Source organism: Streptomyces sp. NPDC058308 (assembly GCF_042880275.1).
Taxonomy (GTDB): Bacteria; Actinomycetota; Actinomycetes; order Streptomycetales; family Streptomycetaceae; genus Streptomyces.
The window spans coordinates 224,924-246,591 of record NZ_JBHVZA010000006.1 but is presented as its reverse complement, the minus strand read 5'-3'; the positions used below and the strand labels follow the sequence as shown (position 1 = coordinate 246,591).

Genomic DNA, 21,668 nt, shown 5'->3' with positions numbered 1-21,668 from the left:
TCGCAGGGGACCCGCGAGGCCCCCGGCCCCCGGCCCCCTACCGCACCCCCACCGCCCGAATGACCTCCTGCGTCACGACCCCGCCCCGGTCATCCCTGGCCGACGCCCGCAACGACACGGACTCGGCGCCCCCGGGGACCTTCAACCTGCCGTCCCAGACCGCCTTCTCGCCGCCCCGCTCCAGCGAATCCCGCTCCAGCGGAACCGCCTTCCAGGACTCGCCCTCGTCGTACGACACAGAGAGCTCGCCGCCCCCGATGACACCGGCATCCGGCGCCCCCTCGACGTACTCGGCGAAGATCCCGACGGACACGGACCGTCCACCTCCGACCTCCCCCGCCAGCGACGTATCCACATCGAAGCCGAGGTTGAGGAGCGGCAGGAAGGTCTTCCTGTCCGCGGCCGTCTCCTTCGACCGGAAGGTCCACTCCGCGTGTCCCTTCGTCGCGAGCACCCACCGCTGCGGTGACAGCGTCGTATCGGTCACGATCTTGTACGTGTGCTCGGCCGGATCCGCATCCCACACGTACACGCCCGAACTCTTGCGCCGGTCGGCGCTCACCCCGTCCACGAACACCTCGCTGACCTGCGTCATCGAGTCCTCGTTCCACACGTCGCCGAAGCCGGTGTGGTCGGGTCCCGAGTCGCCCCAGCCGGGCACGTTGAACTCCAGGTCGTTGCCGGTACGGGTCTGACCCCAGCCGAGCCCGGTGCCGAGCCAGGGATGCAGCACGGGCTTGAACCAGTCGAGTCCGGCGTGCTTGCCGCCCTCGTACGTGACGAGTCCGCTCCGCTCCTCCAGGGCGCCGGGCCCGGTGGACACGGACTCGTGCCACTTCTGACCCGCCCCCGTGGACACGTACTCCGTGCGCTCGGCCGGGTAGTCGATCTTCTCCTGGAAGCCGAGGCCGACGGGAAAGGTGTCGGTGACCGAGTACCGGAACTCCCCGCCCGCAGCGGGCTTCACCGCATGGAACGCGCTGTCCAGGACGGCAAGTTCACGCTTCGTCGGCTCGTAGGTCAGGTCCCTGGGAACGGCACCCTTGTGCCCCTCGGAGAGGTCGTACACGTACGGGGTGTTGAGCGTGCCGGTGCTCTCGGCCTTCCTGCCCGCCTTCGCCGCCGCGACGAGCCGGGCGCCGTCCGCCGCGTCGACCGTGGCGATCTGCAGCGGCCGGTCGCCGTTGTCGTCGGTGCCGAACCAGGCGTTGAGGCGGCCCGGCCGGTCGTCGGTGACGAACAGCGCCTCCGCGCCCGCGTCCTGCGCGGTCTGCCCGAGCTCCGCCGGAGTGACGCCCGCCGTGTGCCGTACGACGACCGCCTTGCCGCGCACGTCCTTGCCCTCGTACGCGGCCGGGGTACCGTCACCCGCGTCCACCAGGGCCCACTTGTGGCGCCCCTGCGCGAGCGTCCCGCCGGGCTGGGCCACCGCCTCTCGCACGCCCCTCACGTCCACAAGGGGCTTGCCCAGGCGCCAGACGGTGCGGTACTCGAAGCTGCCCTCGGTGACCCTCTCGGTGGGTGCGGCGAAGATGCTGTCGTACTTCACGGGCACCTGGACGGCGCCCATCAGGTCGGCGCCGCCTGCCTTCCTGTCGTACTCCATGAGCAGCTGGCGGGTCTCGGTGCGCCGGTCGACCTCGGCCCTGATCTCCCGCAACTCACGCCCGTCCAGCGTGACTTCCCGGTCGCGGTCGAGCTTGATCTGCGGGGCGGCGAGGAAGCCGAGACCGAGGGAGTCCTTGCCCTTGGCGCCGCGCACGTCGAGGAAGGACGTGAGGGCGTACGTGCCCGGCTTCAGGCGCAGCTTCAGCGTGCCGGACGCACCGACGGCCGCCTGGACGGGGTCGGTGTCCTTCACCAGGTGCTGCACCACCAGGTCGGCCGCGGTCGCGGCGCCGTCGCGGTCCTTGGCGTGGACGGTGAGCGTGTACCGCTCCTCCTCCTTGACCAGGCCGAACGCGGTGTGCGCGACCTCCTTGCCGCCGACGCTCGCGACGACTTGGCCGCCGGTGTTCCCCACGGGCGCCTTCGCGCCGTCACCGGTGACGGTGGTCGACGCGGCGCCGTGGGCGGGGACGGTGAGGGTGGAGTCGGCGAGGACTGCCACACCGTCGGCGGCGCCCTGCGCCGACAGGCTCAACTCAACTGCTTTATCCGATGAGTTGGTGTAGGTGAGGGTCTTGGTGACCGGCTTGTTGGCGTCGTAGGGCCAGCCGTAGAAGCCGAAGTCGACGCTGCCGCTCGCGGTGACCTGCGCCCCGGTCGCGCCGGGCACACTGACCCGCCCCGCGCCCAACTCGTAGACGGGCGAGTCGAGCTGCTCGGACGTGGACATCAGCGCGTCCTTGAGCCGCGCGGGCGTCCAGTCGGGGTGCTTCTCGGCGAGCAGTGCGGCGACGCCCGCGACGTGCGGGGTCGCCATCGACGTACCGCTCATCTCGGTGTAGAGGCCTGCGCCGTCGGCCAGTTGGGAGCGGGCGGCGAGGATGCCGACGCCGGGTGCCGACAGGTCGGGCTTGAGTGCGTGGTCGCCGGCGCGCGGCCCCCGGCTGGTGAAGTACGCGGCCTCGTCGGCGGAGTCGACGGCGCCGACGGTCAGCGCGGAGTCGGCGGCGCCGGGCGAACCGATGGAGGAGGGCGCGCCGGTGTTGCCCGCCGCTATGACGAAGAGGGCGCCGGTCTCCCTGGTCAGGGAGTTCACGGCGGCGGCCATCGGGTCGGTGCCGTCGCTGGCCTCCTGCGAGCCGAGGCTCATCGACACGACCTTGGCGTCGACGTCCTTGGCGGCCCACTCCATGCCCGCGATGATCTCCGACTCGCTGCCGAAGCCCTCGTTGCTGAGCACCTTGCCGACGGCGAGCGTGGCGCCGGGCGCCACACCCCTCTCCTTGTTCCCCTCGGACGCGGCGCCGCTGCCGCCCACGGTCGATGTGACGTGGGTGCCGTGGCCGTTGCGGTCGGCGACCTCCTCGCCGGGGATGAAGCTCTTGGTCTCGCTGACGCGGTCCTTGAGGTCGGGGTGCCCGGTGTCGACGCCCGTGTCGAGGACCGCGACCTTCACGCCCTTCCCCGTGAGCCCGGCCTCCCACGCCTTTGGGGTGCCGATCTGCGCGTTGCTCTGCGCCATGTCGGCCTCGACGCGCCCGTCGAGCCACACCGTGTCGATGCCGGACGCCTTGTCCCGCACCAACCGCCAGAGCGCGCCCGGCTTCTCGGCGCGCACGGCAGCGCCGCCCACGCTGGGCAGCGGGCGCACCTTCCGCGCGCCGCGCGGCAGCTCGCGCGCCGCGCGGCCCGCGCCCTTGTCGTAGGTGACGATGAGCGGCAGCGCCACGCCCGCTCCCTTGGCCTTCCCCCCTGTCCCGCCCGCTGCGGGAGTGCCGAGGCCCTGCCGTATCAGCTCCGTCACGTCGAACAGCCGCTCGTCGAGGGTGCCCGCGCGCAGATACGGCCGCGCCTCGTCCGGTACGACGGTGACGTGCCCGTCCGAGATCCGGCTGCGCACCGCGCCGCTCGCCCCGGCGGGCCGCTCGACGGTGACGGACTGCTTGCCTCCGGGGAGCCGGTGGACGGTGACCTCGTCCCCGGTGATCAGGGTGACGGTCCGGGCGGCACGCGCGGTGCGGGTGGCCGGGGCCGCCGGCGCCGCCGATCCGTCCGGGCTCGCGTCGGCGGTGGCGTACTGCCCGGCGGGAAGCAGGGCGAACGCGAGACCGGCGGCGGCCACGAGCGGCGCTCTTCGCCGCGCGGGAGCTCTGGTCATGGGGCTGCCTCTCTACGTCGGACCCGGGCGGGGGTGGTGCCCGAGTGCTGCAAAGAGTGTCGAGTCCCCAGTGGTGCACGGGAGTTGGCCGTACGTGGCGGAAATCCGCCAGGGCACCTTCCCGCCAGGGGCGCGCCGCCGCGTCCCGGGGCCGCCGGAGCTCGGACACGGATGACAGGGCCGAGGGCGGTCCGCAACAATGCCGTTGGCAGACGCGGGACATCGACACAGTTCAACGGGGGCGTCACATGGATGGCTTGGTGGAGTTCACGACCGACGACGGCGCGCGGGTCGTCGTCGCGGATGTGGACGAGGGGTCCGGCTCCCGCCTCGTCTCGCGCGGCGAAGGACCCGCCCTGGCGGCCCGTACGTTCGAGGCCTCGCTCGACGGCGCACGGGCGGCCGCCGCGTCCGCGCTGCGCGTGTTCCGCGACGGCAGCCTGCGGCCCGACTCGGTCGAGATCGAGTTCGGGGTGCGGATGTCGGCGGAGACCGGAGCCGTGATCGTGAAGGGGCAGGCCGAGGGCCACCTCGTGGTCCGCCTCTCCTGGTCGCCCGACGCGTCCCCGCGGGCCGGGTCCGGGATCGGGGAGCAGGCGGTCGCCGCCCCGGCCGGGCCGTCCCCGGAGCCCGCCGCCACGTCCGCGGCGACGACCCGTGCGCCGTCGCCGGAGCCCGCCGCCACCTCATGAGCAGTGCGTCCTGGCACGCCCGGATCGACTGCGGCCGCGAGACGGGCGCGGGGTTCCTGGTCTCCGAGCGGCACCTGCTCACCTGCGCGCACGTCGTCCGCGACGGCGGCGCCCGCGAGATCGCCGTCTCCTTCCCGCACCACAAGGCGCTCGGCACGGTTGCGGCCACGGTGTGCGCCCACGGCGGCTGGAGCGGCCGCCACGACGACGCCGGTGACCTCGCCGTCCTCGAACTGGAACGCCCCGTACGGGTCGCCCCTGCCGAGTTCGCCCTGCCCGGGGACGCCTACGACCACCCCCGGCCCCGGCTTCTCGCCTACGGGTTCCCCGAGGGGTACGACGAGGGCACGCTCGCCGAGTACCGCGCCACGGCCGCCCAGTTGATCGCCGGCGAATGGGTCCAGCTGGAGGCGTGGAGCGCCCACGGGCAGCCGCTGGCACCGGGGTTCAGCGGGGCCGCGGTGACGCTCGCCGACTCCGGCCGGGTCGTGGGCATGGTGTCGGCGGCCGCGGGCGGTTCCGGCGTCCGCAACGGCAGGATGCTCCCCGCCTCCGTGATGGCCCGCTACTGGCCGCCGCTCGGCGACCTCGTCCCCACCCCCGGCCACCGGCGGGCGGCGAAGGAGCGGTTACGTGCGCTGGTGGACAGGGTCGTCGCCGACGGTGCCGGTGGCGGTGGCGCGCCCGACCCGGAACGGCTGTACCGCGACGCCGTGGGACCGCTCGGCCCGCCCGTGCCGCCGGAGGGCTTCGCCTCGCTCTGGGCGGCGGCCTGGTACCTCCTTTCGGAGGTCGAGGACCCGGCCGCGACGGCCCGGCTCACCGACCGCCTGGCCGACCTCCTCGAAGCGCCCGCCACGCCCGCCGCACCCGCACCGTCCCGCTCCCCGTCCCCCGGCGGACCGCCGCCCGCCTGGTCGCCGATCCTCGTCGAGATCGACCACAGCGGCGCGGGCGGCGACCAGGTCCTCGTCGAGGTGTCCGCCTGCCGCGACGGCCACCGCCACCCCGTCGCCTCGCACACCCTGGCGCGCGACCGGGTGCCCGCCTACGTCCGGGCACGCGTCGACGACGCCTTCTCCCATCTCGCGCCGGACGCCGAGGAGTTGCTGGCCTTCGTGCTGCCCCGGACGCTGCTCAACATGCCGGTGGCCCAGTGGGGGCGCGGCGCCGACGATCCGACCCCGCTCGGCTGCTCGTACCCGCTGGTCGTCGCCGACCGCGCGCGGCGCACGGGAGGGCTCCGCCACCAGCTGGCCCGCAAATGGCAGAACGTCGACGGCAGACCCGCGGCGCCGCTGTACCGCGTCGAGTGCGCCACCCAGGAGAAGCCGAACCGGCTCAGGTTCCGGCTGCGCCAGGACGACGCCGACCTGGCGGGCTTCACGCTCCCGCCGCGGGAGGCCAGGGTCGGCGCGCACTTCGACGCGACGCTGAACGCGCCGGTGCCCGTGGTGCTGTGGCCGCGCTCGGGCTGCGCCGCGCACGTGCGGGACGACGCGGGCGGCACGGGTGGGGCAACGGGCGGACCGGACGCCTCCGTCAGCACGGCCGGCAGCGGTACCCGCGGGGGCACCGGTAGCGGCGACTGCGCCGGATCCGCGTTCCTGGACCGCGCCGCCGCACACGTCGAGGGCCTGTCACTGGCCGAACTCCCGCGCGTGATCCTGGCGTTGCGGGAGGCGGCCGACGCCGCGGACGACCCGGACGCACACTGGGCCAGGGACGTACAGCTCCTCTGGGACGACCCCCGCTGCCTGCCCGGACCGCCCCTCGCCCCTCTGCACTCACCCGTCGCGTGACCCGCCCCCCTGACGCCGCGCCCTCCCGATGACCCGCGCCGCCCGAGCCCTTACGGAGAAACCCGGATCATGTCCCTGTGGCCCGTCTACACCGGCACGAACGAGCCCCACGACGGCATCACCGAGCTGCCCCCGCCGCCGCCCTGGCGCGCCTTCGACGGCGGCCCGGTCCTCCCCGTCCCCGAGGACGACGGCTCCGCGACCTCACCGGACCGCAGGCACCGGGCCCAGACGTACCGGGCCACCGAGAGCTGCGTACAACTGGTCAACGCCGCCCTGTACCTGCGGCGCCCCCTCCTCGTGACGGGCCCGCCCGGCAGCGGCAAGTCGAGCCTCACGTACGCGGTGGCCAGGGAGCTGGGCCTCGGCCCCGTCCTGCGCTGGAACATCACGAGCCGCAGCACGCTGCACGACGGGCTCTACCAGTACGACCCGCTCTCCCGGCTGTACGCGGCGGGGCGCGCGGCCCGGTCCGGGCGGCCCGGCGGCGGGACGGGGGACCGGACGGACGGCGGCACGCGGGCGGACCCGGACGGCCGGCCGGCCGACAGCGCGGGCGTCGAGGACCATCTGCGCCTCGGCCCGCTGGGCACCGCGCTCCTCCCCTACGCCCGCCCCCGCGCCCTCCTCATCGACGAGATCGACAAGAGCGACCTCGACCTCCCCAACGACCTCCTGAACATCCTGGAGGAGGGCCAGTACGAGATCCCCGAGCTGGTACGGATCGCCAAGCACACCCCGCGGGCCGACCTGCTGGCCGACGGCTCCGAGGATCCGGTCACCGTCGTACGCGGCCGGGTGCGCTGCCGCGCCTTCCCCTTCGTCGTCCTGACCAGCAACGGCGAACGCGAGTTCCCGCCCGCCTTCCTGCGCCGCTGCGTCACCCTGCGGCTGCGCCAGCCGCGCGACGAGCACCTGGAGGAGATCGTCCGCGCCCACCTCGGCGAGCCCGACGCCTACGCCCGCGGCCTCATCACCCGCTTCCTGGAGCGCGGCACCGGTGGCGAGCTCGCCACGGACCAACTCCTCAACGCCATCTACCTGACCGGCGCCGCGGGCATCGACGCCGCGTCCCGCGACGAGCTCGCCCAGCAGCTGATGCCCTACCTCACGCAGTCGGCGGATCCGGGGCCCGATGAACTCTGACGCTCCCCGGCGCCCGGGCCCGCTGGCCCGCCTGTCCGACGTGCTGGCCCAGGCGGCCGACGGCACCCCGCCCACCCCCGTGGAACTCGCCGAACTGCTGTGGCTCGCGGCGCAGAAGGGAGCCCCGAAGGCCACGGCGAGCGCCCCCGGGGACGTACCGCCGTCACCCGGCGCCCCGCCGACGGCGCCCCCTGCCGCACCCCGGCTTCCCGCCCCATCGGACGACCGGGTGCCGCTCCACCTGCCCGCGCCCGGGGCCGACGCAGGCGCACCGGACGACGCGGGCGCCCCGCCCGCCCCCGACACGCCCCGCACGCCTCGTCCGCCTCGTCCGCCTCGTCCGCAGACCCGTCACACCGCTCTGCGCGTGCCAGTCCCCCCGATGATCACGCACCCCCTCGCCCTGCAACGCGCCCTGCGCCCGCTCAAGCGCCGCGTCCCCTCCCCCGTCGGCCACGTCATCGACGAGGAGGCCACCGCACACCGCATCGCCCGCATCGGCGGGCACCCCTGGGGCTGGCTGCCGGTGCTGCGCCCGGCACAGGAGCGCTGGCTGCGGCTGTCCCTGGTGTGCGACGCCGGTCCGACCATGCCGGTCTGGCACCCGCTGGTCCACGAACTCCACACGGCGCTCGCCCAGTCCGGCATCTTCCGCACGGTCGAGCTCCACCGCGCGGCCCCCGACGGCACGGTCCCGCCCCGCGCGGCCGCCGCGCCCGCCACCGGCCGCACGGTCACCCTCCTCGTCAGCGACTGCATGGGCCCGCAGTGGCGGCAGGGCCCGGCGGGCACCCGCTGGTACCGCACCCTGCGCCGGTGGGCGGCACGGATGCCTCTGGCCGTGATCCAGCCGCTCCCGGAGCGCCTCTGGCGCACCACGGCGCTGCCCACGACCCCGGGCTCCCTCACCGCCCCGCACCCGGCAGCCCCCTCCGGCGCCCTCACCTTCACCCCGTACACGGCCGAGCCGTCGCCGCCCGGCGCCCTGCCGGTACCCGTCCTGGAACCGGCACCGGCCTGGCTCGCCCACTGGGCGTCCCTGGTCGCGGACGGCAGCGGCGTCGAACTGCCCGCATCGGTCGGGTGGTTGGGAAACGGCCCGCCCCCCGCCCCGGCCCATCCGGACGAGGAATCCGCCACCGAGGCGACCTCCGCCGAGGACATCACGCGGCTCTCCCCCGAAGAACTCGTCCTGCGCTTCCGCTCCACGGCCTCCCCCGAGGCCTTCCGCCTCGCGGGCCACCTGGCCGTCGGCGAACCCCGGCTGCCGGTCATGCGCCTGGTCCAGGCCGCCGTGGAGGAACGGCCGCGCCCGCAGCACCTGGCGGAGGTGATCCTCAGCGGCATGCTGACCGAGGTGCCCGCCGCGGCGCCGGGCTCCTACGCGTACCGTGACGGCGTACGCGAGGTGCTGCTGCGCACCTTGCCGCGCACCGCGCGGGTACGTACGCGCGAACTCCTCGCCCGAACCGGCGAGTTGATCGACGACCGGGCGGGGGTGACACCCGGGGAGCTGCGGGCGATGGCGAGCGTGCCGGGCCTGGGGCGGGACGCCGGGGCCGGGGACGGGACTCAGGGATTCGCGGGGGAACCATTCGCGACCGTCGCGCCGGACACCGTACGGCAGTTGGGAGCACCGGGCCGCGCCCCGCAGACCGAGCCACCTGACAGTCTTCCGCAGACCGAAGCACCCGACAGCCTCCCGCAAACCGAGGAGCCGGGCCGCGGTCCGCTGATCGACGGCCGTTACCGCGGCCTGGGGCAGATCGGGCTGAGCGGGAGCGTCTGGCGGGCCGAGGACCTGCGCGACGAGCAGCGGACCGTCGTGGTGCAGCGCTTCCTGCGGGCTCCCCGGTGGCTGCGCCTCGACTTCGTCCACGCGGCGCGGCGGCTCTCCCGCTTCCGGCACCCGAACGTGGCGGCCGTGCACGACTACGGCTTCCACCGCCGTGTCCCCTACCTGGCCGTGGAGTTCATCGAGGGGCCGAGCCTGGCGGAGCTGATCCTCGACCACCCGTGGGGACTGCCCGCCGACCGCCTGATGGAACTCGTGCCGCAGCTGGCCGACGCGGTCACCGCCCTGCACGCCGAAGGGATGGTCCACGGCGACCTCTCCCCCGCCAGCGTGCGGGTCTCACCCGGCGGCCCGGTGCTGTGCGGCTTCACGCTCACCCCGTTCGGTGAAGCGGTCCGCGCGGGCGAACTCCACGCGCTCGGCCGTCTCGTCCGCGAGATGTACGAGCCGACGGAGGGCGTCTCGTTCGACGATCCCTGGCAGCCCGAGTCCCGCCGGAGCACCGGCCCCGGGCCCGCGCGGCCCCAGCACGCGTACACCCTGAGCGAACAGGCCGCCGACACCCTGATGTCGGCTCTGCGTGACCTGCGCTCCCGCGACGCGACCGCGCTCCGCCGCGGCGTCGGACGGCTCAGGCAGCTCGCCTCGCCCTCGATGCACGAACGCACCTACTCCCTGCTCGGGCCGCTCCGCGTCACACAGGCCGACCGGCCCCTGCCCATCGGCGAGCCGAGGGGCAGGGCGATGCTCTGCATGCTGCTGCTCCGGGAGGGGCGCGCCGTGACGGCGGCGGAACTGGCGGAGGGCATCTGGGGAGACGCTCCCCCCGCCAATGCCTCGCACCTGCTGGCCCTGTCCGCCGCCCGCCTGCGCGAGACCCTCGGCCCCGACTCGGTGGCGGCGACAGGGGACGGATACGTCCTGCCGCTCACGTCGGACGACGTCGACGATGTCGACCTGTTCCACTGCCGGGGGCTGGCCGCCGACGCGGAGGCGCACCGCCGCGGGGGAGACACCGACGAGGCGCTGCACCACGTCGCCTCCGCGCTGAGCCTGTGGGACGGCGACGCCCTGGAGGACGTCCCTGGCCCGGCGGCGGAGGAAGCCCGCGCCACCATCCGCGCCCTGCGGCAGTCCCTCCTCCACATGCAGTGGGAACTCACCAAGGAGCTGGAGGGTTCCGAACAGGACCCCGCCGAACTCGACGAGCTGCTCACCGAGTTGTCGCTCGTCGAGGACGACCGGCTCGCCCCGCACGAGCGGTTCCCCGGCGCCCACGCCGACGCCCTCGACGCCGCGACGTCCAGCACGCCCGGCGAGCCCCCGCCGACGTCCACCACCGTCTCCTTCGAGTATCTGGCGCGCCCGGCCGAGTCCCCCGAGGACACCCTGCAGAGACTGGGCCGTGCCGTCTCGCACCTCTTCGTCGCCGGCGGCATCGGCCCGGACCGGTTCGAGATGCGGCCGCGCCCGCGCGGCTGGGACGTGACGGTCGCCCCCGAGGTCCACGTCCTGCAGGTGCTCCTCACGACGGTCGACGGACTGCCCGCCGCGCTCGACGGATTCCCGGTCCTCGGGCTCGGGGTCACCGTCACCCACGACGCGGACCCGACGGTGTCCGCGGCCTCGTTCCCCTCCTGGCTGAGCCACCTCTTCGACCGCACCAGCAGCCGGGCCGTCGTCATCGTCTCCGGCGACCTGCACGACCGGCTCCACGAGTCCGGCCGGGCGGGGGCCCACCGCTTCGAGCCGGTGCCGCAGTCCGACGACTGGTACTGCGACATCACCGCGCGCCCACCCGGCGATCCCGCCCCGGGACCCGGCGACCTCCTCCGGGCCGTCGATTCCCTGATCCTCGGCTTCGACGGCACCCTCGCCCACCTCTACCCGGGCCGCACCGCACGCGACGCGGCCCGCTCCCTCGCCGCCCTGATCGCCGAGCTGCGCAGCCCCGACGCGGCCGAGTCGGGCGACCCCCTCCTGCCCGCCGGGGGGACCGCCTCCCTCGCGGACGACCGGATCCACCCCCTGGACATCCTGCGCGCCTTCGCGCGGCACCCCACGCTCCCCCCGGAGCTGCACGCCCGCCTCGAAGCGATCGAGCTACGGGCCGCGGCCACCGCGAAACCGCCCGGCCCCGCGGGCCTGCTCCCCGACGCCCTGCGCGCCCTGGCCGGACCGGGGGGCCCGCGCCTGGCCGTCGCGACGGACGTCTCCCCGCGCGCCGTCACCGCCTACCTCGCGGCCAGAGGCCTGCCCGTCCCCGCGTCCGCCGTCCACGGCCGCACCCCCGACCTCACCCTCCTCATGCCCGACCCCGACTGCCTGCGCCGGGCCCTCGACCAGCTGGGCTCGTCCCCGGACCGCTGCGTCATGGTCGGCTCGTCGGCGGCGGAGGCGTCCGCGGCGCGGAGCCTGGGCGTCCCCTTCATCGGGCTAGCGGCCGACGGCGGGGCGCGCCGACGCCTGACCGACGCCGGGGCGCGCTTCACGCGCGGACTCCTGTCGGACGTGACGGTCACACTGCGCGAGGGATGAGAGCCCCTCCCCCGGCCCTCCCCCGGGATGGAACACCACCCGTGCGGCGGCACCCCGCCCGGCTCAGTCCAGCGCGCGAGCCGCCCGCACCCGTCGCACGATGCGAGACAGGACCGCCGACCGACGGTCCGTACGGTCTGCGCTCTCGGGAGGATCTGCCATGACCGTCAGTCTGGAGCAGTTGCGCCGCTGCCACATCGCCGTCGACCTCGGAGCCGCGAGGACCCGGGTGTTCGTGAAGGGCGCGGGACTCGTCGTCGACGAGCCGAGCGCCGCCGCCGTCAACACGCGTACGGGCGCGCTCATCGCGGTCGGCCACTTCGCCGAGCAGATGACGGGACGTACGCCCGGCTACATCCGGGTGGTCCGCCCCGTCTCCGGCGGCACCGTCGTCGACATCGAGATGGCCCAGCGGATGCTGCGCAACCTGATCGGCGAGAAGCTCCGCCGCACCCTGCGCCGCAAGCCCCGGCTGCGCGCCGCCGTCTGCACCCCGCACGACGCGGACCCCCTGGCCCAGCGTGCCGCCACCGAGACCATGGTCGGGCTCGGCGCGCGCCGCGTGGAGCTGGTGGACACGCTCATCGCGGCGGCGGTCGGCTGCGGACTTCCCGTGGAGCGCCCCGAGGCGACGATGATCCTCGTCTGCGGCGCGGCCACCACGCAGGTCGCGGTGCTCTCCCTCGGCGCGATCGTGACCGCTCAGCGGATCCCGGTGGGCGGCGAGGCGATCGACAACGCGATCGTGCAGCACCTGCGCCACCACCACGAGTTGATGCTGCCCTCCCAGTCCGTACGCCCCCTCCAGCTCGCCCTGCACGGCAACGGCCTCACGCCGCAGGGCCCGGAGTCGACGGAGATCCACGGCAGGGACGTCGCGACGGGCCTGGCCCGCTCCGTCCAGGTGGACACGGCCGCGGTCCGCGACGCCATCCACACCCCGCTCACCGCCGTCCTCGACGGCATCGGCAAGGTGCTGCGCGACTGCCCGCCGGATCTGGTGGCCGACCTCGCGGACCGCGGCATCATGATGGTCGGCGGCAGCGCGCTGCTCCCGGGCCTGGACCAGATGCTGCGGGACGCGACCGGAATGCCCGTACATATCGCGGAACGGCCTGATGTGTGCGCCGTGCTCGGGCTCGGTGCGATGCTGGAGGGCAAGATCCAGCCGCTGTCCCTGGCTCCGCTGTCCGGCTGACCGGACGCCCGCCTCCCCGACCACGGAGTACGTCGTACGTGACCGAGATGCCCGAAGGTGCGGACACGGCGCCGCCCTCGATGCAGCCGATCCTCGAAGCCGTCCTCAGCGTCGGCACGGACCTCGAACTCCGTGCCACGCTCCAGCACATCGTGGACAGCGCGGCGAGGCTGACCGGGGCGGAGCTCGGCACGCTCGGGGTCGACGCCTCCGGTCACGAAGGACCCGACGAGCTCTTCGTGGCGGGCGGCCCCGGCCGCTTCCCCGACGGGGTACCGGCCGTACGGCCCGCCGCCGACGGCACCGTCATCGCCGTACCGGTCCAGGTCCACGACGAGCCGTTCGGCACGATCCTGCTCGCACGGAAGGCGCGGGGCAGCCCCTTCACCGAGGAGGACCGGCAGCTCCTGCGGGTCCTGGCGAGCCAGGCGGGCATCGCCATCGGCAACGCCCGGCTCTTCGAAGCGGCCCGGCAGCGGGAGCGCTGGATCGAGGGCGCGGCGGCGGTCACCACGGCGCTGCTCACCGGCGAGGCGGCGGCCGACGCGCTGATGACGGTGGCTGACCGGGCACGGATCCTCGCGGGCGCTGCGGCGGGGGTGATCCTGCAGCCCACGGAGGCGGGGGGCATGAGCATCGTCGCGGCGGCCACGGACGGCGCGCCCCACGGCTGGGGCACGACGGCGGGCACCCGGCCAGGGCGCGCCACCCCCACCGCACCCCCCGTGACCACCGCACCCCCCGTAGCCACCGCACCGGCGATGGCACCGAGGACACCCCGCCAGCCGTACCCCCCGACCCACAACGACCTCATCGGCACCACTATCGAACCCGGCAGCGAGGTGCTGGAGCAGCTTCTCGGCGGGGAGCCCGTGTTCATCGAGGACTCGGCGACCGACCCCCGCATGACGACGCACGTACGCGTCCGCTTCGGCCCCAGCATGATGCTGCCGCTGCAGGCCGGCGGCCGCCTCATCGGCACCCTGGCGCTGCCCCGCAGGCGCGGCGCACCCGCCTACACCTCGGCCGAGCGCCTGCTCGCCACGCAGTTCGCGTCGCAGGCCGCGCTGGCCCTCGTACTGGCCGACGCCCAGCAGAGCAGGCAGCGCCTCGCGGTCTTCGAGGACCGCGACCGGATCGCCCGCGACCTGCACGACCTCGTCGTCCAGCGGCTCTTCGCCACCGGCATGATGCTGGACGCGACCCGCAGCAGGGCCCGGGCGACGCAGGTCGAGTCGACTCTCGACCACGCCGTCGACGAGCTGGAGTCGACCATCCAGGAGGTGCGCACGGCCATCTTCGCGCTCCAGCAGCCGCCCGCCGACGCCCCGGCCACCTTCCGCGGCAAGGTGCTGCGCGAGACGGCGGGCGCGTCCGCGGTCCTTGGCATCCAGCCGTCGGTGCACTTCGCCGGGGCCGTCGACAACCAGGTCACGGACCCCACCGCAGGACACCTGCTCGCGGCCCTGCGCCGGGCCCTTGCCGCCGCGTCGCGCCGCACCGGCGTCACCCGGGTCGACGTGGCGATCGACGCGAAGGCGACGCTGCCCGACCGGCGGGAGGGGGTACGCCTGACGGTGTACGACGACGGGGACACCGACGGCGTGGAGGCGGGCACGACGGTGACCTGGCAGGCACCCCTGTAACCACGGCCCCCAAAAACGTCAGAGCGCCACCACCGACACCTCCGTGGCCTTCACGCTCGTCCAGACCTCGCTCCCGTCCGCGAGAGCGAGGTCGAGCGCCGCCTGCGGAGTGATCTCGGCGATCAGGTCGGGCGCCTCGCGCGAGGCGATCAGGACGCGCAGCCGGCTGCCGGCGGCGGTGATCTCCCGTACCGTTCCCGGCCACACGTTGCGCGGGCTGCCCTCCGGCCGCTCGCGGTGCACGGACACCGCCTCCGGGGCGATGACGGCGAGCGCCCGCGCCCCCGCCTCCAGCGGATCGGCGACGACCAGGCGGCCCGCACCCGCCAGCGCGAGCGAGCCGTCGGCGTCCGCGGTGCCGGGCCAGGCGTTGCGGCCGAGCATGCGGGCGACCCAGGGCGAGCGCGGGTGCCGGGTGACGTCCGCGGGCGGCGCGTCCTGCAACGTACGCCCTTCGTCGAGCACAAGGACCCGGTCGGCCAGCGAGACGGCCTCGACGGGGTCGTGCGTGACGATGAGGCACACCCCGCCGAACCCGTCGAGGTGCCTGCGCAGGGTGTGGCGGACGTGGGCGCGGGTGGTCTGGTCGAGGGCGGCGAGCGGTTCGTCGAGGAGCAGGAGCCGGGGCCGCGCGGCCAGCGCCCGGGCCAGCGCGACCCGCTGGGCCTGGCCGCCGGAGAGCTGCGCGGGCTTGCGGTGGGCGAGGTGTCCGACGCCGAGCCGGTCGAGCCACGCCTGTGCCTCCCGGCGGGCCTCGGCGCGCCGGACGCCCTGTGCGCGCAGCCCGTAGGCGGTGTTGCCGAGCGCGTTGAGGTGCGGGAAGAGGGCGCCTTCCTGGGGGACCCAGGCCACCCCGCGGCGGTGCGGCGGCAGCCCGGTGACATCGCGATCGCCGAGCCGCAGTCGCGCGTGGGCGCGCGGGGTCAGGCCGAGGAGGGCGCGCAGCAGGGTGGTCTTGCCCGCGCCGTTGGGTCCGACGACGGCGATGGTGGTGCCGGGTGCGGCGTCGAGGGTGAGTTCGTTGTGGCCGCTCACGTCGGCGTGCAGGGCCCATCGCTCCCGCTCCTGCGAGGCCGCGGTCTTGACGGTCGGTCGGGGGGACGCCGTCACTCCTTCGTCCCCCTCCCCGGAGTCGGCGGGCTGCTCCCGTACGCGTACGGCGGCTCCCGTCGTCCACCGCCCGCGCAGCCCGGCGAGGACGGCCATCGCGATGGCGAGCAGCAGCAGCGACAGCGAGGTCGCGGCCTCCGGGGACTCCTGGAGCAGCAGGTACACCTGGAGCGGCAGGGTCTGTGTGGTGCCGGGCAGGTTCCCCGCGAAGGTGATCGTCGCGCCGAACTCACCCAGGGCCCGCGCCCAGGTCAGGGCGGCGCCCGCGACGAGCCCGGGGGCGACCATCGGCAGGGTGACGGTGAGGAACACCCGTACCGGGGAGGCCCCGAGCGAGGCCGCCGTCTCCTCGAAGCCGGGCCGCAGCCCGCCGAGCGCGCCCTCAAGACTGATCACGAGGAACGGCATGGCCACGAACGTCGCCGCGACCACCGCGCCCGAGGTGTGAAAGGGCAGCACGATCCCGAAGGTGTTCTCCAGCCAGGGCCCGAGCAGCCCGCGCCGCCCGAATCCGAGCAGGAGCGCGACGCCGCCGACGGTGGGCGGCAGCACCATCGGCAGCAGGACGAGGCACCGTACGAGCGCCTTCCCCGGGAACTCCACCCGGGCAAGCAGCCAGGCCAGCGGCACCCCGAGCACCAGCGAGAGCCCGAGCGCCCAGAAGGACACGAGCAGCGACAGCTTCAGGGCCTGGGTGACGCCGGGGGTGGTCAGATGCGTGCCGAGGTCGCCCCACTCGGTCCGGGCGAGGATGCCGACGAGCGGCATCAGCAGGAACGCGACGGCGAGCAGGGCGGGAACGGCCAGCGTGAGCGGCGGGCGGTTGCGGGTCAGGGGGCGCGGCATGCGAGGGCGCGGCATCGATGAGGACTACGGCTTCTGGAAGCCCGCGTCCCGCAGGATCTTCTGGGCCTCTGGCGTGCTGAGCCACTTCACGAACGCGGCCGCGGCCGCGCTGTTCTTGGAGCCCTTGAGGGTCGCGGCCGGGTAGGAGGCGACGGCGTTCTGCGCGTCGGGGATCTCGACGGCGTCGACCTTGCCGGGCGCGGTGGCGGCGTCCGTCTTGTAGACGATGCCGGCGTCGGCCTCGCCGAGCTCGACCTTGCTGAGCACGGAGCGGACGTTGGCCTCCTTGGAGACGGGCTTCACGGAGACCTTCTGGGCGTCGAGCACCTGCTTGCTGTAGCGCCCGACGGGCACGGTGTCGTCGGCGAGGACGACCTTCAGCTTGCTGTCGGCGAGATCTTTGAGCCCCTTCACCTTGTCCGGGTTGCCCTCGCGCGTGGCGATGACGAGCCGGTTCTTGGCGATGACGCTGGGCGTGCCGGTCTCCCCCTTGAGCCCGTCCATGGTCTTGGTATCGGCGGTGACCAGGACGTCGGCGGGCGACCCCTGCTTGACCTGCGCGGCAAGCTCCTGCGACCCGGCGGCGGAGACGGTGATGTCCGTCCCCGGGTGCGCCTTCTCGTACGCCTTCTCGGCGGTGGCGAAGACGTCGGTGAGCGACGAGGCGGCAAGAACGGTGAGCTGCACGTCCTTGCCCCCGCCCTCCTTCTCGCTCCCGTTGTCGTCATCGCTCCCACAGGCGGCGAGCGGCACGAGCAGCGCGGCGGTCACGACGGCGGCGGCGGTACGGCGGACGGTGCGGGCGGGGAACTTCGGGGACATACAGAGCTCCTGGCATGGGGTGAGCGGAGAGCGAGAGCGAGAGCGGAGAAGGGAGAAGGGAGAAGGGAACGCGGGACGAACCGAACCCGAACCGGTACTGCGCTCAGGCCCGGTCGATGTGCACGTTGGTGGACTTCACCCGGGCGGTGGCCTGCATCCCGACCTCCAGGCCGAGCTCCTCCACCGCCTCCCTGGTCAGCAGCGAGACCAGCCGGTGCGGACCCGCCTGAATCTCCACCTGGGCAGCCACGTCGCCGAGCTTCACGGCGGTGACGATGCCGGGAAAGGCGTTACGTGCGGTGGTGTACGAGACGTCGTCCTCCCCCGCACCACCGCTCTGCGCGACCTCGACGGAGAACGCGGCGAGATCCCGCCCGTCGATGAGCCGCCGCCCGCCTTCATCCCGGTGCGTGGCGACGCGACCGGCATCCGCCCAACGGCGAGCGGTATCGGGACTGACCCCGAGCAGACGCGCGGCCTGCCCAATTGTGTAGGACTGCATGTGCGACAAGATAAGGCCGAAAGCCTCGCATCTCGAAAACTTCAGACGGATCTACATCGCACCTGCGACCCACCCTGGAGGAACCCCCAACCCTCCCGCGTCCGCGGCGCCCGGAGCGAACCGCGGCCGCCACGTGCGGGCTGTCCCGACCTCGCACGCGGCGGCGACGGCTCCTGCGGTGTCAGCCGAACTGCCCCGGCTCGTAGTCGCCCGCCGGCTGGCGGGTCATGACGTTGCCCCGGTTGAAGGCGTTGATCACGGCGATCTGGGCGACCAGGGCCGCGAGCTGCTCCTCGTCGTAGTGCTTCGCCGCGTTCGCCCAGGCCTCGTCCGTGACACCGGTGCCCGCGTCGGCGAGGCGCGTGCCCTGTTCCGTCAGTTCCAGTGCCGCGCGCTCCGCGTCGGTGAAGACCGTCGCCTCGCGCCAGGCCGCGATCAGGTGGAGGCGGACCGTGCTCTCTCCGGCGGCAGCGGCGTCCTTGGTGTGCATGTCGAGGCATCCGCTGCAGCCGTTGATCTGACTCGCGCGGATCTTCACCAGTTCCAGCGTCGCGGTCGGCACCGACATCCCGGCGAGTGCCGCGTTCGCCGCGATGATGTGCTTCCAGACCTTGCCTGCGACCGGGTTGTCGCGCATGTTCAAGCGGGCATCCGGGGTGGCCATGATGGGCTCCTCCGTCGTCGACGTCATTACCCGTGGGACGGATCGAGGGCGCCGCGTTGTGACATCGGCGGCGGATTCACGGCCCGGCGGGTCCTGTCGCGGGTCGCGGACACTTGCCCGTCACGCGTACTCGTGCGTACGGGCCGGCCGATGGGCGGTCCAAGATTCAGCCGGGCCGCCCCACTCTGCGATGTCATTCGCCTTCGTCATGCCTCGTCAGCTCGGCACGACTGCACGCGCCGTGTCGGCCAGCCAAGGAGGACCGTCCCTCGCGATGGCGCGCAACGTCGTTCGCAGGCGCCTGCGTGCTCCGCCGACAGCCGTCGGCCAACGAGTGGAGGAGGAACCATGACTGGTCCGGAGGGGCCCATCGAGACCGAAGGCTCCGCCCTCGTTCCGTACGGGCTCGCCTGCGGCAGCTCCTCGCCGGAAGGCCTGGCAGGTTCTCACGCCCGCCACGACGCCGCGTCGCCCTTCAAGGGACGACCAGCGATCACTCGGACAGCCACCCAGAAGGTGCACGCCCGGGGGTTTGCGCGGTTGACGCAGGTGGAATCGTTCCTGCGCCACGACGCTGTGGTGGGGCGGGTGGGACTCGAACCCACGGCCGACGGATTATGAGTCCGCTGCTCTAACCGGCTGAGCTACCGCCCCTAACGGCGCGTCGCGCACATTTGTGCGCGCCGTCTGCCGCAGCATAGCCGCTCATACGATCTCCTGCTTCGGATGGTCGGCATCGCACGACCATGAGGACCTCAGGGCTGCCCGCATGGTTCCACCAGGCGCGAAAAAGGACCCCCGAGGTGCTCCTCGGGGGTCCTTCCGTACAGCTCTCCCGACTGGACTCGAACCAGTAACCTGCCGGTTAACAGCCGGCTGCTCTGCCAATTGAGCTACAGGAGACCGAGCTCCCCCGACTGGACTCGAACCAGTAACCTGCCGGTTAACAGCCGGCTGCTCTGCCAATTGAGCTACAGGGGATCGTCTCGTTGCATCGAACGCACCTACCTGGGAACTCTCCGGGCGGCGGGCGCTCGCTGCGACACATACATTAGCGCAAGCAGGGGGGTGCTCCGCCAATCGGTATCCCTCAGGCGATCAACAGCCGATCAACAGGCGACCAGCAGGCGAGCGACAGACGTGCGAAGCCGACGCAAGGAAAGGGTGGCAGCCATGCGGTACCGGCTCACATTCGTGGCGGGACTGGCCCTCGGGTACGTGCTCGGGACCCGGGCCGGACGCGAGCGCTATGAGCAGTTGAAGAAGTCCGCCCGTGAGATCTCGCAGAACCCGGCCGTGCGCAACACCGTCGAGTCCGCGACGCAGCAGGGGCGCGAGGTGGCGGGCAAGGCCTTCCACTCGGTGTCCGAGAAGGTCGGCGACAAGGTGCCTGAATCGGTGGCCGACCGGGTCCGCTCCTTGCGCGAGCAGCGGGGGCAGGGCGGCGCCGAGGACGACTGGGGCACCAGCAACACCTGAGTGGTCTGGGCGCGGGCCACCCCAAGGGCTGACTCCGGGGCGGCCCGCGCCCAGAAGGACCCTCCTGCCGGATCACGGAGAGCGAACACAGGTACGAGCCCCTCCCCCGGTGCGGCAGAATTCCAGGCATGGGGATAGTCGCAGGGTTGGACAGTTCGCCCGATTTCACGCGCATCGTGGTCTGTGACGCGGACACGGGCGCCGTACTCAAGCAGGGCTACGCCCCGCATCCGCTGGAGAGCGCGGAGGGCGGCTCCAGGCCGTCCGACGTCGATCCACAGGCGTGGCTGCTCTCCCTCGGCGAGGCAGCGGGCGGCGGGCTGCTCGAAGGGGTGCAGGCCATCGGCGTGTCCGCCCAGCAGAACGCGCTCGTACCGCTCGACCAGCACGGCAACACCGTGCGCCCCGCGATGGTCGGCAACGACCGGCGGGCGCAAGTCGCCGCCGTCGACCTCATCGACCGGCTCGGCGGCCGCGAGGCCTGGGCGCAGGCCGTGGGGTGCGTGCCGCAGGCCTCGCACCCGGTGACGAAGCTCCGCTGGCTGGCGAAGACGGAGCCCGAGGCCGCACGGCGGATCGCCTCCCTCATGCAGGCCCCGGACTGGCTGGTCTGGCAGCTCCTCGGCCGCCCCGCCCGGCGCACGACCGACCGCGGCGGCGCCTCGGGCACCGGCTACTGGTCCGCGGCGGGCGGCACGTACCGCCCCGACCTCGTCGAACTGGCCCTGGGCCACCAGGCGATGCTGCCCGAGGTGATCGGCCCCGCAGAGGCCGCGGGCACGACGCCCGAGGGGCTGCTGATATCCGCCGGTACCGGCGAGACGATGGCGGCGGCGTTCGGGCTCGGGGTGCAACAGGGCGACGCGGTCGTGTCGCTCGGGGCGTCGGGCTCCGTGATGGCCGTGCACCACGAGGCGCTGGCCGACGGCCGCGGCATCGTCACCTCGCTCGCGGACGCCACCGGGATGCACCTGCCGGTGGTCCACACGCAGAACGCCGTGCGGGTGCTGCGCGGCACGGCCGAGATGCTCGGCATCGCGGATCTGCAGAAGCTCTCCGAGCTCGCCATGAAGTCGACGCCGGGCGCGCACGGGCTCGTACTCCTCCCCTATCTGGAGGGTGAGAAGACGCCGAACCTGCCGCACGCGGCGGGGACGCTGACCGGGCTGCGGCGCGAGTCGATGAAGCCCGAGCATCTGGCGCGGGCCGCGTTCGAGGGCATGCTGTGCGGGCTCGGGGACGCGCTCGACGTACTGCGGGGGCGTGGGGTGGAGGTGCGGCGGGTGTTCCTGCTGGGCGCCGCCGCGGAGCTGCCCGCCGTACAGGCCGCCGCGCCGATGCTGCTCGGTACGCAGGTCGTGGTGCCGCAGCCCGCGGACTACGCGGCGATCGGCGCGGCGCGGCAGGCGGCGTGGGCGCTGACCGGCCAGTTGCCGCTCTGGCAGGGGGCCGCGGCGCAGGTCTTCGAGCCGGGCGAGGAGCTCGCGGTGGGGCAGGCGGTGCGGCAGCAGTACGTGACGGTGCGGGAGCAGGCTCATCCGGGGGCGTTCGCCTGAGAGGGGCAAGAGGGGCTTGCCGTCGGGGTCGGCCCGTGGTTCGGGCCCGCGGGCCCAAGATCCTTCAGTGGTCCCACTTCTTTACCCGGGCTGAAATTTGACCCGG

The 21,668-nt window shown here is 73.7% G+C and carries 13 protein-coding genes and 3 tRNA genes; 8 read left to right on the top strand and 8 right to left on the bottom strand.

Annotated features, from left to right (window positions below):
- Positions 1 to 37: 37 nt before the first annotated feature.
- Positions 38 to 3,766, bottom strand: a complete 3,729-nt coding sequence (locus ACFVYL_RS11475) for a S8 family serine peptidase (protein WP_389714651.1) — start codon at positions 3,764 to 3,766, stop codon at positions 38 to 40.
- Between the two features lie 260 nt (positions 3,767 to 4,026).
- On the opposite strand from ACFVYL_RS11475, the gene ACFVYL_RS11470 reads away from it, so the two are divergent.
- The 6 genes from ACFVYL_RS11470 to ACFVYL_RS11445 all read left to right on the top strand — a co-directional run bounded on the left by ACFVYL_RS11470 (position 4,027) and on the right by ACFVYL_RS11445 (position 14,583).
- Positions 4,027 to 4,458: a CU044_2847 family protein gene (locus ACFVYL_RS11470; RefSeq protein ID WP_389714649.1), complete on the top strand. Its 432-nt coding sequence runs from the start codon at positions 4,027 to 4,029 to the stop codon at positions 4,456 to 4,458.
- A complete protein-coding gene (locus tag ACFVYL_RS11465) occupies positions 4,455 to 6,260 on the top strand; it encodes a trypsin-like peptidase domain-containing protein (protein WP_389714647.1) in 1,806 nt (601 codons plus the stop codon). The genes ACFVYL_RS11470 and ACFVYL_RS11465 overlap by 4 nt, the downstream gene beginning before the upstream one ends.
- Positions 6,261 to 6,329: 69 nt before the next feature.
- A complete protein-coding gene (locus ACFVYL_RS11460; RefSeq protein WP_389714645.1) occupies positions 6,330 to 7,406 on the top strand; it encodes an AAA family ATPase in 1,077 nt (358 codons plus the stop codon).
- Complete coding sequence (locus ACFVYL_RS11455; RefSeq protein WP_389714643.1) at positions 7,396 to 11,739, top strand: SAV_2336 N-terminal domain-related protein; 4,344 nt, start codon at positions 7,396 to 7,398, stop codon at positions 11,737 to 11,739. Before ACFVYL_RS11460 ends, ACFVYL_RS11455 begins: the two co-directional genes overlap by 11 nt.
- A 160-nt stretch (positions 11,740 to 11,899) precedes the next feature.
- Positions 11,900 to 12,937, top strand: coding sequence for a rod shape-determining protein (locus tag ACFVYL_RS11450; RefSeq protein ID WP_389714641.1), 1,038 nt, complete (start codon positions 11,900 to 11,902; stop codon positions 12,935 to 12,937).
- Between the two features lie 47 nt (positions 12,938 to 12,984).
- The gene (locus ACFVYL_RS11445) at positions 12,985 to 14,583 is read left to right on the top strand and encodes a GAF domain-containing protein (protein ID WP_389714711.1); all 1,599 of its coding nucleotides are present in this window, start codon (positions 12,985 to 12,987) and stop codon (positions 14,581 to 14,583) included.
- A gap of 18 nt (positions 14,584 to 14,601) precedes the next feature.
- Here the strand turns inward: ACFVYL_RS11445 and ACFVYL_RS11440 are convergent, their stop codons facing one another.
- The 7 genes from ACFVYL_RS11440 to ACFVYL_RS11410 form a co-directional block, all read right to left on the bottom strand.
- Complete coding sequence (locus tag ACFVYL_RS11440; protein ID WP_389714710.1) at positions 14,602 to 16,539, bottom strand: ABC transporter permease; 1,938 nt, start codon at positions 16,537 to 16,539, stop codon at positions 14,602 to 14,604.
- Between the two features lie 24 nt (positions 16,540 to 16,563).
- Positions 16,564 to 17,361, bottom strand: a complete 798-nt coding sequence (modA, locus tag ACFVYL_RS11435; RefSeq protein ID WP_389714640.1) for a molybdate ABC transporter substrate-binding protein — start codon at positions 17,359 to 17,361, stop codon at positions 16,564 to 16,566.
- Between the two features lie 103 nt (positions 17,362 to 17,464).
- Entirely contained in the window at positions 17,465 to 17,863 is a 399-nt protein-coding gene (locus tag ACFVYL_RS11430) for a molybdopterin-binding protein (RefSeq protein WP_389714639.1), read from the bottom strand.
- A gap of 181 nt (positions 17,864 to 18,044) precedes the next feature.
- Complete coding sequence (locus ACFVYL_RS11425) at positions 18,045 to 18,527, bottom strand: carboxymuconolactone decarboxylase family protein (RefSeq protein ID WP_389714637.1); 483 nt, start codon at positions 18,525 to 18,527, stop codon at positions 18,045 to 18,047.
- A 577-nt stretch (positions 18,528 to 19,104) separates the two neighbouring features.
- Positions 19,105 to 19,181 (bottom strand) — tRNA-Ile (locus ACFVYL_RS11420).
- A 176-nt stretch (positions 19,182 to 19,357) separates the two neighbouring features.
- Positions 19,358 to 19,430: transfer RNA gene (locus tag ACFVYL_RS11415), tRNA-Asn, on the bottom strand.
- Between the two features lie 5 nt (positions 19,431 to 19,435).
- A tRNA-Asn gene (locus ACFVYL_RS11410) sits at positions 19,436 to 19,508 on the bottom strand.
- A 183-nt stretch (positions 19,509 to 19,691) separates the two neighbouring features.
- On the opposite strand from ACFVYL_RS11410, the gene ACFVYL_RS11405 reads away from it, so the two are divergent.
- Positions 19,692 to 20,006 carry a YtxH domain-containing protein gene (locus ACFVYL_RS11405; protein ID WP_389714635.1) on the top strand — a complete coding sequence of 105 codons (315 nt, stop codon included), beginning with the start codon at positions 19,692 to 19,694 and terminating at the stop codon, positions 20,004 to 20,006.
- A gap of 128 nt (positions 20,007 to 20,134) precedes the next feature.
- Positions 20,135 to 21,562 (top strand): FGGY-family carbohydrate kinase, encoded by a 1,428-nt coding sequence (locus ACFVYL_RS11400; RefSeq protein WP_389714634.1) that lies wholly within the window; start codon positions 20,135 to 20,137, stop codon positions 21,560 to 21,562.
- The last annotated feature ends 106 nt before the right edge of the window (positions 21,563 to 21,668 follow it).